The following is a 14,195-nucleotide window of genomic DNA, read 5'->3' on the forward strand; positions in this document are numbered from 1 at the left end:
CTGGCTTTTCTGGGTTGCACCGACCCGGATTCGAAGGAGTTCACCGTGACCGCACTGACCCCGCAGGCCGCCCCCAGTACGCGCATCGACATGCTCTATCTCAGCGAGCCAGAGGTCATCGCCGCGGGGGTGAAAGACATGGAGCGCTGCATGGAGGTCATGGAAGAGGTGCTCGTGCTGGTTGCCAAGGGCGACTACCGTATGGCCGGCAACTCGGCCAACTCGCACGGTGCGCAGATCAGCTTTCCGCAGTCGTCACCGTTCCCCGGGATGCCGCTCGACGCCGCCGACCGCCGGTTCATGGCGATGGCCGCGTACCTCGGCGGGCGCTTCGATGCGGCCGGGGTGAAGTGGTACGGATCCAACATCGACAACCGCGAGCAGGGGCTGCCGCGCTCGATCCACCTCATCGTGCTGAACGACAAAGAGACGGGCGCCCCCTTTGCCATCATGTCGGGCAACCTCGAGAGCGCGTACCGCACGGCGGCCGTGCCGGGTGCGGCAGCGAAGAAGCTCGCGCCGATCAACGCGAAGTCGCTCGGCATCATCGGCCCGGGCGCGATGAACAAAAGCGCGCTGCATGCCATGACCACCGCGCGGCCCTCGCTCGATACGATCCGCATCAATGGGCGCCGCAAGGAATCGTCGGAGGCGTTCGCCGACTACGTGAAGCTGCACTACCCGCAGTTCACGACCATCGAGATCGCTGAGACGGCCGAGGCCGCAGTGCGCGACTCCGACATCGTCTCTGAGGCCGTGACCGGGCTCGTCGGCTCCGAGAACTACCCCTACATCGATGGCGACTGGATCAAGCCGGGTGCATTCTTGAGCCTGCCGGCGAACCTCAAGATGGACGAGGCCTACACGGTGTCGGGTAAGGCGCGGCTCATCGCCGACGCGAAGAAGATCTACGAGGCGTGGGCAGAGGAGTACCCGGCACCCTCGCACGAGACGGCGTTCGGCATGATCGGTCTCTACTGGCAAGATCTCATCGACGCCGGCAAGCTCGACGAGTCGCGCGTCGTCAACATCGGTGATGTCTTCGACGGCACCGCGCAGGGGCGCGAGTTCGACGAGCAGCCGGTGCTCTTCAGCGTCGGCGGCATGGGCGTCGAAGACGTGGCCTGGGCCAAGACCGTGTACGAGAATGCGGTGGAGCTCGGCATCGGCACGAAGCTCAACCTCTGGGAAGCACCGGATCTCGCATGACCTCCGAATCTGCAACCTACGTCATCATCGGCGCGGGGCTGAGCGGCGCCGCGACCGCGTGGCGTCTCGCCCAGACCGGTGCCGAGGTCATCGTGCTCGAGCGCGACATCCCCGCTTCGGCACAGGGCAGTTCGCACGGCTCCGCGCGCATCTTCCGCTACGCCTACCCCGATGCGTTTTACACCGACTTGGTGGTGCGATCGAAGCCGGGGTGGGATGAGCTCGAGGCCGCAAGCGGCAAGCGACTCATCACCCCGAGCGGCGCGCTCGACTTCGGCGCGGTGCGCAACCCGCGCGGTCTCGCCGCAGTGCTCGAGGCAGCCGGTATCGAGCACGAACTCATCAGTGCGGTCTCGGCCGAGGCGCGCTGGCCGCAGCTGCGCTTCGACACCGAGGCGCTGTGGCATCCGGGCGCCGGAGTGCTCGATGCGGAAGCCTCGGTGAAGGCGATGCTCGACCTCGCCCAGGGCGCGGGCGCGCAGGTCTACATCGGCTGGGAGGCGGCGCAGGTGCGGGTCAAGCCGGGCGGAGCCGGGTACGTCGTGACCTCGACGCGCGGTGATACGGTGCACGCCGAACAGGTCATCGTGGCCGCCGGCGGATGGCTGCCCGCGCTGCTCGGCGATCTCGATCTGCCAACCGGATTCGCCGACGCGATGCCGCAGTTCGACGTGCGCCAGGAGAACGCCTACCACTTCCCGTACCGCGACATTCTGCACCGCGGCGAGACCGCCGCGTACGGCTCGACCTCGTGGCCGACGTTTATCTACAAGGGCGAAGAGATGCAGACATACAGCCTGCCGGGCGGTCGTGACGCCGGCTTCCGCGGGCAGAAGATCGCGGAGTACAACGGCGGGCGGGCGATCAGATCGGCGCGCGATCAGGATGGTCAGATCGATCCGGCGAACCGCGACCGCATCGTGCAGTTCGTGCGTGATTTCACTCCTGGACTGATCCCCGAATCGTACGAAGAGACCACGTGCCTGTTCACGAACGTGCCGGGCGAAGACATGATCATCGACCGGGCCGAGGGCATCACGATTCTCTCGCCGTGCTCGGGTCAGGGCGCGAAATTCGCCCCGTTGCTCGGTGAACTCGTGGCCGATCTGGTCGCGGGCTCGCAGGTGCCGCACGAGCGTTTCCGCGCCACCGGTCAGCGATTTGCGGGGGTGTGAGATGGGCGCCATCACGACGCCCGGCGACGCGAACGCGCTCTTGGCAGAGATCGCCGACATCGGCACCGACCCGGTGCGCGGCGGCTACACGCGCCCGGTCTTCTCCGCACCCGAACTCGAACTGCGCACCTGGTTCGCGCGTCACGCAGCCGATCGTGGGCTCGCGCTCGAGACCGACGGCAACGGCATCATCTGGGCGTGGTGGGACGTGCCGGGCGGTGACCGCAGCGGTGCCATCGTCACCGGCTCGCACCTCGACTCCGTGCCGGGCGGCGGCAACTTCGACGGCCCGCTGGGAGTTGTGAGCGGCCTCGCCGCAGTCGACCGCCTGCACGAGCGCGGTGTCGCTCCGCAGCGTCCCCTCGCCGTCGCGGTGTTTCCCGAGGAGGAAGGCAGCCGCTTCGGCGTCGCGTGCCTCGGGTCGCGCCTGCTCGTCGGGGTGACCCCGCCGAGCCGCGTGCGCGAGCTGACCGATGAGGCGGGTGTGAGCTATGCCCAGGCCGCGACTGCGGCCGGGTTCGATCCGGATCGCATCGGCCCCGACCCCGAGCGTCTCGCCCGCATCGCGGCGTTCGTGGAGTTACACGTGGAACAGGGCCGCGGGCTCGAAGATCTCGGGCAGCCGGTCGCGCTCGCCGGGGCGATTCTCGGACACGGCCGCTGGCACGTGATCATCGAGGGTCGCGGTGATCACGCCGGGGCGACGCGCATGAGCGATCGCCAAGACCCGGTGGTGGTCGCGGCTGAGATGATCCGGAGCACCCGCGAGCGTACGCTCGCCGTGCCCGACGCCCGCGGCACGGTCGGTCGTATCGCCGTCGTGCCCGGCGGCACCAACGTCATCGCCTCGCGTGCCGAAACCTGGCTCGACGTGCGGCACCGCGACGAAGCATCGGTGCGTCGCATCGTCGCCGAGATTCGCGCCGATGTGCAGCGCGCCGCCGAGACCGAGGGGTGCACCGTGCGGGTCGAGGAGCAGTCGTTCTCGCCCACCGTCGATTTCGACCCGAAGCTGCGCGCGCATCTGCGGACGGTGCTGCCGGCCGCTCCGGTGCTCGACACCGGCGCCGGCCACGACGCCGGGGTGCTCGCCGCGGCGATTCCGACCGCGATGCTCTTCGTGCGCAATCCGACCGGCGCCTCCCACACCCCGGCCGAGACCTCCGCGCCCGCCGACGTCGACGCGGGAGTCGAAGCCCTCACCGACGTGTTGCACTCGCTCCTGACGTACTAACCCCCTGCGGGCGGGCCCCAGCCGGGCTCGCCCGCAGTGCTTTCCCCTCCCGAAACCGCCCCCGAAAGGACCGATATGGATATCACCTCGCAAGTGAACACGGCGTGGATGCTCACCGCCACCGTCGCCGTCACCCTCATGCTGCCCGGGCTCGCGCTCTACTACGGCGGCCTCTCGCGCACCAAGAACATCCTGAACACCATCATGATCGTCTTCGGCGGCTTCGCCGTGACCGCCGTGCTGTGGGTGCTCGTCGGCTACGGCCTGACGCTCGGCGACTCGGTCGGCGGGGCGGGCATCATCGGCAACCCGGCGGGCCTGATCGGCATCGGCGAGCTGCTCGGCGCCGAAACGCCTGAGGGGGCAGTGCCCGCGATTCTCATCGCCGTCTTCCAACTGATCTTCGCCGGCCTCACCGTCGGCATCATCGGCGGCGCCGTCGAGGGGCGCATGAAGTTCTCGACGTGGCTGATCTTCAGCGGCCTGTGGGCGACGCTCGTCTACTTCCCCGTGGCGCACTGGGTGTTCGCGTTCGACGCGGCCGATGGATCGACGATCGGCGGGTGGATCGCCAACAAGGTGCACGCCATCGACTTCGCCGGCGGCACCGCCGTGCACATGAACGCCGGCGTCGCCGCGCTCGTGCTCGCGCTCTTCCTCGGCAAGCGCCGCGACTTCCCGCACGTCGGCCGGCCCGGCAACCTGCCCATCGCGGTGCTCGGCGGCGGCCTGCTGCTCGTCGGCTGGTACGGCTTCAACGGCGGGTCGTCGGGCGGCATCAACGACAGCGCGGGCGTCGCCCTCACCAACACCCTCGTCGCCGCGTGCGCCGGTCTGCTCGGCTGGCTCGTGATCGAGCGGATCGTGCGCAAGGCGGCCACTTCGCTCGGCGCGATCTCGGGCGTGCTTGGCGGTCTCGTCGGCATCACCCCGGCCGCGAATTCGGTGTCGCCGCTCGGTGCGCTCGGCATCGGCTTCCTCGCAGGCATCGTCGCGTTCGCGACGCTCGGCCTGAAAGAGAAGCTCGGCTACGACGACGCGCTCGACGCGGTGGCGATCCACATGTTCCCCGGCATCTTCGGCACGATCGCGATCGCGTTCATCGCCGACCCCAGCTCGCCTGCGGGGGCGACCGGCATCTTCTTCGGCGGCGGTTGGGAACTGCTCGGCGCGCAGCTCACCGCGGTCGGCGCGGTCTTCGCCTACACGTTCATCGTCACGGCGATCATCGCGTTCGTGCTCAAGGTCACCGTCGGGCTCCGCGTGCCCGACGGTGAGGAGCGCGCGGGCCTCGACACCTCACTGCACGTCGAGACCGCGTACGAGTTCGACGATACGCGGCCGTGAGTCGCGCATGCGCTCGCACCCGCTCCGCTCCTGCCTGAAACCTTGAAAGGATACGCATCATGAAGCTCATCACCGCAGTGCTGCAAACCAGTGCCCTCGAACCCGTGAAGCTCGCCCTCGCCGAAGTCGGCGTGAAGGGCATGACGATCTCGGATGCGAAGGGGCATGGCACCCAGACCGGCAAGGTCGAGGTCTATCGCTCGCAGAAGGTCAAAGTCGACTTTCTTCCGAAGCTGTACATCGAGATCGTGGTCGCCGATGACGTGCTCGAACCCGCGCTGACCGCGATTCAAGACGCCGCGCGCACCGGCTCGATCGGCGACGGCAAGATCTGGGTCACTGACGTGCTCCAGGTGATTCGCGTGCGCACCGGCGAGACCGGGGAAGACGCGACGAAGTAGGGGGACGCCGGGCCCGAAGGCACGAAACCCCCGCAGCGGTTGCGGGGGTTTCGTACGTTCGTGAGTTGCGAAGCCGGCTGGAGCTACCGGATCAGCCCGATGCGCTCGTAGACGAGGTCGAGCGTGCGGTTCGCGACCTCGTTCGCGCGATCGGCGGCTCGGGCGAGCAGGCGATCGAGCTCTGCGGGATCCGCCAGCAACTCTTCAGTGCGCGTGCGCACGGGCGCGAGGCTCTCTTCGACGACCTCGACCAGGCCCTTCTTCAGGTCGCCGTACCCGCGGCCCGCGTACTCCTCTTCGAGCGAGGGGATCGTGCGCCCGCTGAGCACGGAATAGATGGTGAGCAGGTTCGCGACGCCGGGCTTGGCCTCGCGGTCGAAGCGGATCTCGCCGTCGGCGTCGGTGACGGCCCGCATGATCTTCTTCTTCGTGACGTTTGCGGGGTCGAGCACCTTGATGAGGCCGGCTTCGCTCTCGGCCGACTTCGACATCTTCGCGGTGGGCACCTGCAGGTCGTAGATCTTCGCCGTGCCCTTCGGGATCTGAGCCTCGGGCACCACGAACGTCTCGCCGAAGCGCGAGTTGAAGCGCGCGGCGAGGTCGCGGGTGAGCTCGACGTGCTGGCGCTGATCTTCGCCCACCGGTACGTTGGCGGCCTGGTACAGCAGGATGTCGGCGGCCATCAGGATCGGGTACGTGAACAGCCCCACCGACGACGCGTCGGCGCCGTTCTTCTGCGACTTGTCCTTGAACTGCGTCATGCGGCTGGCTTCGCCGAAGCCGGTGACGGTGTTGAGCACCCAGGCGAGCTCGGCGTGCGCGGGCACCTGTGACTGCACGAACAGCGTCGACTTCTCGGGGTCGATGCCGGCGGCAATGTACTGGGCTGCGGTGCGACGCGTGCGGGCGACCAGCTCGGCCGGATCTTGCGGCACCGTGATCGCGTGCAGGTTCACGACGCAGAAGAACGCGTCGAAGTCTTCTTGCATCTGCGTCCACTGGCTCAGGGCCCCGATGTAGTTGCCGAGCTGCAGCGAGTCGCTCGACGGCTGCATGCCCGAGAAGAGCACGGGCTTGGTGGTGTCACTCATGGGAGTTCCTTGCGGGTGTGAAATCGAGAAGAGCGGTGCGGGATCGCCGTGCGCGCACGGTCCCGGTCTGCGAGGCGGGCGAGCCGTGTGTCACGGCAGCCGGCCCGAGCGCCGAGGAGTGGGCCTAGGCGCGGTAGTCGACGACGGTGGCGGCGTGATCCGACCAGCGGGCGTCGTACGACTCGGCCCGGTCGACCGTGTAGTGCTCGACGCGCTCGGCGAGCGCCGTCGTGACGACCTGGTAGTCGATGCGCCAACCCGTGTCGTTGTCGAACGCCTGGCCGCGGTTCGACCACCACGTGTACGGGCCGTCGACCTCGCCGTGGAAGCGGCGCCCGACGTCGACCCAGCCGTAGCCGGCGCCCTCGGTGCCGTCGACACCGGTGATGGTCTCGCCTTCAGCCCCGAAGAACCGGTCGAAGTAGGAACGCTCGCGCGGCAGGAACCCGGCGCGCTTCACGTTGCCCTTCCAGTTCTTGATGTCGAGCTCGCGGTGCCCCACGTTGAAGTCGCCGACGATTGCGACGAGCTCGCGCTCGGCCGAGAGCTCGCGCATGCGCTCACTCATCGCGTCGAGGAACGCCCACTTCGCCTCCTGGCGCGGCGTATCGACCTCGCCCGAGTGCGTGTAGTTGCTGATGACCGTGAAGGGGGTGCCACCGAGATCGAAGTCTGCTTCGATCCAGCGACCCGACGACTGGATCTGCTCCTGGGCGTCGAGTGCGCCGAGGCCCACGCGGTGGGCGGTGGCGGGAACGCGGCTTGCGATGGCGACGCCGGCGCGGCCCTTGATCTGGCAGGGGTCGTGCAGAAAGTGCCAACCCTCGCCGAGCAGCTCGGTGAGGTGGGCATCATCGGCGCGCACCTCTTGCAGGGCGAGCACGTCGACGCCGCGTGCCTCGAGCCAGTCGCCCATGCCCTTCCGGTACGCGGCCCGGATGCCGTTGACGTTGACGGATGCGAGACGCAAGGTTTCAGCCATGCCCGCCAGTCTACTTCGGCAAGGCCCCGCCGGTCGCGCCGGAGAAATTTCGTCGTGCGGATCCCGCACCTGCGACTGCACCGTGTGCACGAGGTTCGCCGCCGCGACGGAAGGCCGCGGCCGTTGCTCACACGCTCCCCAGACCAGTGCCGCCGCGTCACAGTTCGTTGCATCCCGTAACGCGACGACGCGCACCGCACCGAAGCACGTCGCACCCGTGCGGTCGTGCGCACCGGGAGATCCCTGTCATCGCGCCGATCTGCGCACGGCGTCGCCGATCATCAGGGTCGTCGATGCGGCCCCATTACTGCTGGATATTGGACGCTCCCGCGAGCCCTCGGGCACCGTGATGTTTCACGTAGAACACCCGATGCTCCAGGAGAGGTGCACCCCATGCCGGTCGAATTCATCAGCCTGACGTACCCGAACGCGTCGACCGAACTCGCGCCGATTCCGAACGCGCAGATCGACCGCGATTACCTGATCCGCTACGCCCGAGCCGTTGAGGACGCCGGGTTCGACTACACGCTGCAGCCATACGGATCGTCGTCGTTCGACCCATTCATTACGGGGGCGACGCTGGCGCAGTACACGGAGCGTGTGCGGCCGATCATCGCGCTGCGCCCGAACAACATCCACCCGACGTACGCGGCGAAGACCCTCGCGACGCTCGACCAGGTGAGCGGCGGCCGCGCCGTCGTGCACTTCATCTCGGGCGGCAACGCGATCGAGCAGGCCCGCGAGGGCGACTTCCTCTCGAAGGAGGCCCGCTACGACCGCACGGAGGAGTACATTCGCATCCTCCGACGGGCGTGGGAGTCGGACGAGCCGTTCGACTGGGACGGCGAGCACTACCGGTTCACGGGGTTCTCGAACCGCGTGCGCCCCGTACACGGCACGATTCCGATATCGGTCGGAGGATCCTCCGCCGACGCCTACCGCGTCGGCGGAGCGCTCGCCGACATCTTCGGACTCTGGGGCGAGCCGCTCGCCGAGACGCAGGAGCAGATCGACCGGATCGCGGCGGCGGCCGACGCGGCAGGGCGCACGACGCGGCCGCGTACGTGGGTGACGTTCCGCCCGATCATCGCGCCGACCGAGGCGCTGGCGTGGGAGAAGGCGGAGCGCGTGCTTGGCGCCCTCACCGGGCCGGCCGCGGGGGCATCGCCCCGCCCCGAACGCGCGAACGGCACCCCCGAGAACGTCGGATCGCAGCGCCTCCTCGACATCGCGGCCCGGGGCGACCTGCACGACCGCGCCCTCTGGACCTCGCCCGCTGCGGCGACGAACGCGGCGGGCGCCTCGACGGCGCTCGTCGGCACACCCGAGACGGTGGCGGCGGCGATTCTCGACTACGTCGACCTCGGCGCCGAACTGTTCTCGATTCGCGGCTACGACAACCTGAACGACGTCATCGACTACGGCCGGTACCTGCTGCCGCTCGTGCGCGAAGAGCTGGCACATCGGGCCGCGACGGGCCGCTCGGGCGAGATCGTCGCGAACGAACCACTCACCGAGCCCTCACCGCGGCCGGCCCCGGTGCTCGCGGCCGCCTGAGCGATACCGCCGCGCCCGCACCCCACCCACAACTTCCCCGAAAGGACCGTCATCGTGACCTCCTCACCCCGTCAGGTGCACCTCAATCTGCTGGTCTCTGGTTTCGGCACCCATGGCGGCGCCTGGCTGCACCCGTCTGCGCAGGGCCTCGATCCGCGCGACCTCGAGCACTACGTGCGCATCGCCGAGACAGCGGAGCGCGGCACGTTCGACGCGCTGCTGTTCGCCGACGCCCCGGCCCTCGGCGCGGGCGCGGGTGCCTACCTCGGCAACCCGTTCGAGCCGATTACGCTGCTGGCCGCCTTGGCAGCGCGCACGTCGCACATCGGGCTGATCCCGACCGCCTCGACAACGTTCAACGAGCCGTACAACCTGGCCCGCTTCGTGGCGTCGCTCGACCTGATCAGCGGCGGCCGTGCGGGCTGGAACGCGGTGACCACGTCGAACCTCGACGCCGCCCGCAACTTCGGGCTCGACGCCCATCTCGCGCACGAGGTGCGATACAAGCGAGCCGACGAGTTCATCGCGGTGGTGCAGCAACTCTGGCATAGCTGGGAGCGCGGCGCGGTCGACGTGATGCCCGAGCAGCGTCAGCAAGTGCGTCCGGGCAGCGTGCACCGCATCGAGCACGCAGGCGAGATCTTCTCGGTCGAGGGGGCGCTCAACGTGCCGCCGAGCCCGCAGGGTCGGCCGGTGCAGGTGCAGGCCGGCGGCTCCGGGGCCGGCATCCGCCTGGGCGCGCGCTACGCCGAACTCGTGTACGCGAACGCGGGGTCGCTCGAGTCGTCGCGCGCCTTCCTGCGGGAGTTCAAGGAGACCGCGGCGTCGTACGGCCGAGATCCGGAGCACATCGCCATTGCTCCCGGGGTGGTGCCCTTCGTTGCCGGCACCGAGGAGGAGGCCCGTCGCGTGAAGCGCGAGATCGAGGCCGGTATCGACGTCGCCGCGCTTCTGCCGGAGGCCGAGAAGCGGTTGTTCGTCGACCTGTCGGGGTTCGATCTCGATGCACCCTTCCCGGCACACCTGTTGCCGGACGTGGCGGAGGCAACGAACTCGATTCGCACCTACGCCGAGCTGCGGGCCACGCTGCAGGCCGGTGACTACACGGTGCGCGAGGCGCTGCTGCGCGTGAGCGGCGGGTCGATCCACCGCGAGTTCGTGGGCTCGGTCGAGCAGTTCGCCGGCGAGCTCGAAACCTGGTTCGCCGCGGGCGCCGCCGACGGTTTCACGCTGATGCCGCCACTGGTGCCCGATCAGCTCGACGCGCTCGTGGACGGCGTCGTGCCGATCCTGCGCGAGCGCGGCCTCTTCCGCGAGGCATACGAGGCGACCACCCTGCGTGGGCACTACGGCATCCCGGAGCCCGAGGCTCCGATCGGACGCGCGCGCGAGCGGGTGCCCGCGTGAGCGCGGCCGTACTGACCCGCGTCGGCCTCGGCGCGAGTGCGGGCACCGCTGCTCGGGTCGCGTGGCGCATCGCCCGCTCCCTCATCTCGCTCGTGCTCGTGCTGTTCGTCACCGCGTCGCTCACCTTCGTGGTGATGGAGCTCGCGGGCGGTGATCCGGTATCTGCCGTGCTGGGCGAGAACGCGGTTATCGACGAGGCGACGCGGCAGGCCGTGATTGCGCAGTACGGGTTGGATCAGCCGATCTGGATTCGCTACCTCGACTACCTGTCGGGGCTGCCGTTCGGCGACTTCGGCCTGTCGTACGTGCAGCGAAAGCCGGTGAGCGAGGTGCTCGCGGTCGGCTTCGCCCCCACCGCGCAGCTCGCGCTCGCCGCAGCGGTGGTCGCGATCGTGATCGCGCTCTTCGTCGGGCTCGGCACCTCGCGCACCCGCCCGGTGCCGCGCTTCATCGCGCAGGCGCTCGAGCTCGTGCTCGTGTCGACGCCGACGTTCTGGCTTGGCATCATCTTGCTGACCATCTTCGGATTCGGGCTGCGCTGGTTCCCGATCTGGGGCGACGACGGCTGGCAGAGCCTGGTGCTGCCCGCGTTCGCGCTTGGACTGCCGATCGCGGCGATGCTCGCGCAGGTGATTCGCGAGGGGGCGGATCGCGCGGAGTCCGAACCCTTCGTGCTCTCGGCGCGAGCGCGTGGCACCAGCGACACCCGTGTGCGGTACGTGCACATCCTGCGCCACGCGGCCGGGCCGGCGCTCAACGTCGCGGGCCTCGTGATCGGCGGGCTACTCGGCGGCGCCGTGCTGACGGAAAGCGTCTTCGGTCGTGCGGGCCTCGGATCCATCGCCCTGCAGGCGATCGTGCGCCGCGACCTGCCGGTGGTGCTCGCGGTGGTGCTCGTCTCGGCCACCGTCTACGTGATCGTGAGCACGATCACTGACCTGCTGCAGACCCTGCTCGATCCGCGCACCGCCCACGCCGAACGGAGGGCCGTCTGATGACCGCCTCGACCCTGCTCGACACCGAGACCCGCACCGTTGCGCCCGCCGCCCCCGCCGCTTCGGGCACCGTCGCGAGTTCAACGCCGACCGCGCCGCCGACGCTCGCGCGCACCGTCGCCGATGCCGCGGCCGCTGAGGTCGCGGTCGGGCCCGGCACCGCACCGCGCTGGCGCCGGATCGCGCACCTCGCCGGGGTGATCGCTCTGGGCCTGCTGCTCGCCCTGCTCGCCGCCGCGGTCGCCGTTCCGGGGTGGCTCGCGCCCTACCCGCCGCTTGCCGCCGATACGCAGGCGACGCTGCAGGCACCGAGCGCCGCGCATCTGCTCGGCACCGACCCGATCGGCCGCGATGTGCTCTCGCGACTCATCTACGGTGCCCGCTACTCGCTGTCGATCGGCGTCGGCGCCACGCTCCTGGCCGCGATCATCGGCACCGTGCTCGGCACCCTCGCGGGCATCGCGCCGCGCGCGGCCGACGAGTTCATCGTTCGCCTGCTCGATGTGGTGAACGCCGTTCCCGAGATTCTGCTCGCCCTCGTCGTCATCGCGATTGTCGGGCCCGGACCGCTCAACATCATCATCGCCATCGGCATCGCCGCGATTCCGCGCTTCGCACGCGTGGTGCGCGTGCAGGTGCGGGCGCTGCAGCACAGCGGCTGGGTCGAGAGTGCGGTGACGCAGGGCCTCGGCTTCTGGCACCGCGTCGGCAAGCACATCGTGCCCAACACGATCGGCCCCGTCGTCGTGCTGGCGACGATTGGCACCGGCACCGCGATTCTCAACGCCGCCGGCCTATCGTTCCTCGGGCTCGGTCCGCAGCCTCCCGCCCCCGAGTGGGGCGCCGTGCTCGCCGAGAGCCGCGACTACTTCAACCTCGGCTGGTGGGTCGCCGTATTCCCAGGTCTCGCCGTGCTCGGCACCGTGTGCCTCATCACCGTTGTCGGCCGCCGCCTGCAGCACCGCTATCAGGGAACGGGAGTCTGACCATGACTGAAACCGCAGTGCTCGCGGAGCACCCCACGCGCCTCGGGGCCGACGAAGCGACTGCCGACGGTACCGCCACGGGCGCACGCGGGGGAGCCGCGGACGCGGTGGCGACACCGCTCGCCCGGGTCTCTGACCTGCGCGTCGATTTCCGGTCGCGCGGGGTCACGCACTCGGCTGTGCGCGGCATCTCGTTCGACGTGTGGCCGGGCCGCGTGCACGCCCTCGTCGGGGAGTCGGGATCGGGCAAGAGCGTCTCGGCGCGCTCGCTCGTCGGGCTGAACGGGCGCGACGCCCGCGTTCGGGCCCAGGAGCTGTCGTACCGAGGCAACGACGTGCTGCGCTTCGGCGCGCACCACTGGCGCGCGGTGCGGGGCAAGCAGATCGGGCTCGTGCTCCAAGACGCGCTGCAGTCGCTCGACCCGCTGCGCACCGTCGGCAAGGAGGTTGCCGAGGCGCTCGGTGATACCAGCCTCGTGCTGAGCGCGGAACGTCGCGCACAGATCGCAGCCCTGCTCGCGAGCGTCGGCATCCCCGACCCCGAGAGCCGCATCGACCAGCACTCGTTCCAGCTCTCGGGCGGGCTGCGTCAGCGCGTGCTCATCGCGACCGCGATCGCTCGGCAACCGCGACTCATCATTGCCGACGAACCCACCACCGCACTCGACACCACCATTCAGCGCGAAATCCTCGAACTGATGCGCACCGCCGTGCGAGACGAGGTGGGGCTGCTGCTGATCAGCCACGACCTCTCCCTCGTCGCCGAAATCGCCGACACCGTGTCGGTGCTCGAGAACGGGGTCGTCGTCGAGGCGGGCGAGACCGCCGAGGTACTCGGCGACCCGCGACACCCCTACACGCAGAAGCTGCTGCTGGCGGTGCCCACCGCCGAAGCGCGCGGCAGGCGGCTGTCGCCGGGAGCAGCCGGTGCGACGGTGAGTACGGCGGCGGTGGCGGATCCGGAACCGCCCGCCGGAGCAGCGCCCCTGCTGCGCGGAGACCGCCTCTCGGTCGCGTTCCCGACCGGCACCGGTGGGCGTCGCGTCGCCCTCGACGAAGTCTCATTCGAGCTGCACGCAGGGGAGACGCTCGGCGTCGTCGGTGAATCAGGGTCGGGCAAAACGACCCTGCTGCGCACCATTCTCGGCCTGCAGCGCCCCGACTCCGGCACCGTCGAGCTCGATGGCACCCCCTGGGCGCCACTCGCCGAGCGTGCCAGACGCGACCGTCGCCACGAACTGCAGCTCGTGCCGCAGGATCCGCTCGGTTCATTCGACCCGCGCTACACCGCCCTCCGCCTCATCGCCGACGGCGCCCGCGTCTCCGGACTCCGCGGCGCCGCTGCCCGCGCCCGGGCTGCGGAACTCGGCGATGCGGTCGGACTCTCGACCCGCATGCTCGCCGCCTCGCCGCGAAGCCTGTCGGGCGGTCAACGGCAGCGCGTCGCGATCGCACGCGCGCTCGCCGCCGACCCCCGCATTCTCGTCTGCGACGAACCGGTCTCGGCACTCGACGTCTCGGTGCAGGCACAGGTGCTCGATCTGCTGCACGACGTGCGCCGCGACTTCGGCACCTCGGTCGTATTCGTGTCGCACGACCTCGGCGTGATCTACCACGTGTCCGATCGCGTGCTCGTACTGAAAGACGGGCAGGTCGTTGAGACCGGCGACGTCGTCGACATTTACCAAGACCCGCAACACCCGTACACCCGTCGCCTGCTCGACGCCGTGCCGAAGCTCGGCCGCGCGCGAGAGCGCACCCGCTCAGCGGAGTGAGTGTCTCGGCCTCGCCCGAGTCACTTCGCCGCATCA

Annotated in this window: 12 protein-coding genes; 10 read left to right on the forward strand and 2 right to left on the reverse strand. The window is 69.5% G+C overall.

Translation table 11 applies throughout. The annotated features are described in order from the left end of the window. Positions 1-45 precede the first annotated feature (45 nt). From CH42_RS00580 to CH42_RS00600, 5 genes are all read left to right on the forward strand, one after another. Positions 46-1,209 carry a tyramine oxidase subunit B gene (locus CH42_RS00580; RefSeq protein ID WP_239683890.1) on the forward strand — a complete coding sequence of 388 codons (1,164 nt, stop codon included), beginning with the start codon at positions 46-48 and terminating at the stop codon, positions 1,207-1,209. Beyond that, positions 1,206-2,384, forward strand: coding sequence for an FAD-dependent oxidoreductase (locus CH42_RS00585; protein WP_053351274.1), 1,179 nt, complete (start codon positions 1,206-1,208; stop codon positions 2,382-2,384). Before CH42_RS00580 ends, CH42_RS00585 begins: the two co-directional genes overlap by 4 nt. A gap of 1 nt (position 2,385) precedes the next feature. After that, positions 2,386-3,618, forward strand: a complete 1,233-nt coding sequence (locus CH42_RS00590; RefSeq protein WP_053351275.1) for an allantoate amidohydrolase — start codon at positions 2,386-2,388, stop codon at positions 3,616-3,618. 75 nt (positions 3,619-3,693) lie between these two features. Next, entirely contained in the window at positions 3,694-4,965 is a 1,272-nt protein-coding gene (locus CH42_RS00595; RefSeq protein WP_053351276.1) for an ammonium transporter, read from the forward strand. A 59-nt stretch (positions 4,966-5,024) separates the two neighbouring features. Then, positions 5,025-5,366 (forward strand): P-II family nitrogen regulator, encoded by a 342-nt coding sequence (locus tag CH42_RS00600; protein WP_053351277.1) that lies wholly within the window; start codon positions 5,025-5,027, stop codon positions 5,364-5,366. Between the two features lie 83 nt (positions 5,367-5,449). Here the strand turns inward: CH42_RS00600 and trpS are convergent, their stop codons facing one another. Beyond that, positions 5,450-6,457 (reverse strand): tryptophan--tRNA ligase, encoded by a 1,008-nt coding sequence (gene trpS / locus CH42_RS00605; RefSeq protein ID WP_053351278.1) that lies wholly within the window; start codon positions 6,455-6,457, stop codon positions 5,450-5,452. A 124-nt stretch (positions 6,458-6,581) separates the two neighbouring features. After that, positions 6,582-7,439 carry an exodeoxyribonuclease III gene (locus CH42_RS00610; protein ID WP_053351279.1) on the reverse strand — a complete coding sequence of 286 codons (858 nt, stop codon included), beginning with the start codon at positions 7,437-7,439 and terminating at the stop codon, positions 6,582-6,584. Between the two features lie 393 nt (positions 7,440-7,832). Between CH42_RS00610 and CH42_RS00615 the strand changes: the two genes are divergently transcribed. From CH42_RS00615 to CH42_RS00635, 5 genes are read left to right on the forward strand one after another with little or no spacing between them, the layout of a single operon-like run. After that, positions 7,833-8,996: an LLM class flavin-dependent oxidoreductase gene (locus CH42_RS00615; RefSeq protein ID WP_053351280.1), complete on the forward strand. Its 1,164-nt coding sequence runs from the start codon at positions 7,833-7,835 to the stop codon at positions 8,994-8,996. A gap of 54 nt (positions 8,997-9,050) precedes the next feature. Beyond that, positions 9,051-10,403, forward strand: a complete 1,353-nt coding sequence (locus tag CH42_RS00620) for an NtaA/DmoA family FMN-dependent monooxygenase (RefSeq protein WP_053351281.1) — start codon at positions 9,051-9,053, stop codon at positions 10,401-10,403. Further along, a complete protein-coding gene (locus tag CH42_RS00625) occupies positions 10,400-11,398 on the forward strand; it encodes an ABC transporter permease (protein WP_053351282.1) in 999 nt (332 codons plus the stop codon). The genes CH42_RS00620 and CH42_RS00625 overlap by 4 nt, the downstream gene beginning before the upstream one ends. Then, positions 11,398-12,384, forward strand: a complete 987-nt coding sequence (locus tag CH42_RS00630; RefSeq protein ID WP_082309197.1) for an ABC transporter permease — start codon at positions 11,398-11,400, stop codon at positions 12,382-12,384. Before CH42_RS00625 ends, CH42_RS00630 begins: the two co-directional genes overlap by 1 nt. A gap of 2 nt (positions 12,385-12,386) precedes the next feature. After that, positions 12,387-14,159 carry a dipeptide ABC transporter ATP-binding protein gene (locus CH42_RS00635; RefSeq protein ID WP_082309198.1) on the forward strand — a complete coding sequence of 591 codons (1,773 nt, stop codon included), beginning with the start codon at positions 12,387-12,389 and terminating at the stop codon, positions 14,157-14,159. Positions 14,160-14,195: the final 36 nt, after the last annotated feature.

Origin of the sequence: Leucobacter musarum subsp. musarum, assembly GCF_001273845.1 — a bacterium.
Classification (GTDB): domain Bacteria; phylum Actinomycetota; class Actinomycetes; order Actinomycetales; family Microbacteriaceae; genus Leucobacter; species Leucobacter musarum.

What these genes read in the sequence shown, in the direction of transcription:
- CH42_RS00585 (WP_053351274.1), top strand. Translation starts at nt 1,206, where the DNA reads ATGACCTCCGAATCTGCAACCTACGTCATCATCGGCGCGGGGCTGAGC.
- CH42_RS00590 (WP_053351275.1), top strand. Translation starts at nt 2,386, where the DNA reads ATGGGCGCCATCACGACGCCCGGCGACGCGAACGCGCTCTTGGCAGAG.
- CH42_RS00595 (WP_053351276.1), top strand. Translation starts at nt 3,694, where the DNA reads ATGGATATCACCTCGCAAGTGAACACGGCGTGGATGCTCACCGCCACC.
- CH42_RS00600 (WP_053351277.1), top strand. Translation starts at nt 5,025, where the DNA reads ATGAAGCTCATCACCGCAGTGCTGCAAACCAGTGCCCTCGAACCCGTG.
- trpS (WP_053351278.1), bottom strand. Translation starts at nt 6,457, where the DNA reads ATGAGTGACACCACCAAGCCCGTGCTCTTCTCGGGCATGCAGCCGTCG.
- CH42_RS00610 (WP_053351279.1), bottom strand. Translation starts at nt 7,439, where the DNA reads ATGGCTGAAACCTTGCGTCTCGCATCCGTCAACGTCAACGGCATCCGG.
- CH42_RS00615 (WP_053351280.1), top strand. Translation starts at nt 7,833, where the DNA reads ATGCCGGTCGAATTCATCAGCCTGACGTACCCGAACGCGTCGACCGAA.
- CH42_RS00630 (WP_082309197.1), top strand. Translation starts at nt 11,398, where the DNA reads ATGACCGCCTCGACCCTGCTCGACACCGAGACCCGCACCGTTGCGCCC.
- CH42_RS00635 (WP_082309198.1), top strand. Translation starts at nt 12,387, where the DNA reads ATGACTGAAACCGCAGTGCTCGCGGAGCACCCCACGCGCCTCGGGGCC.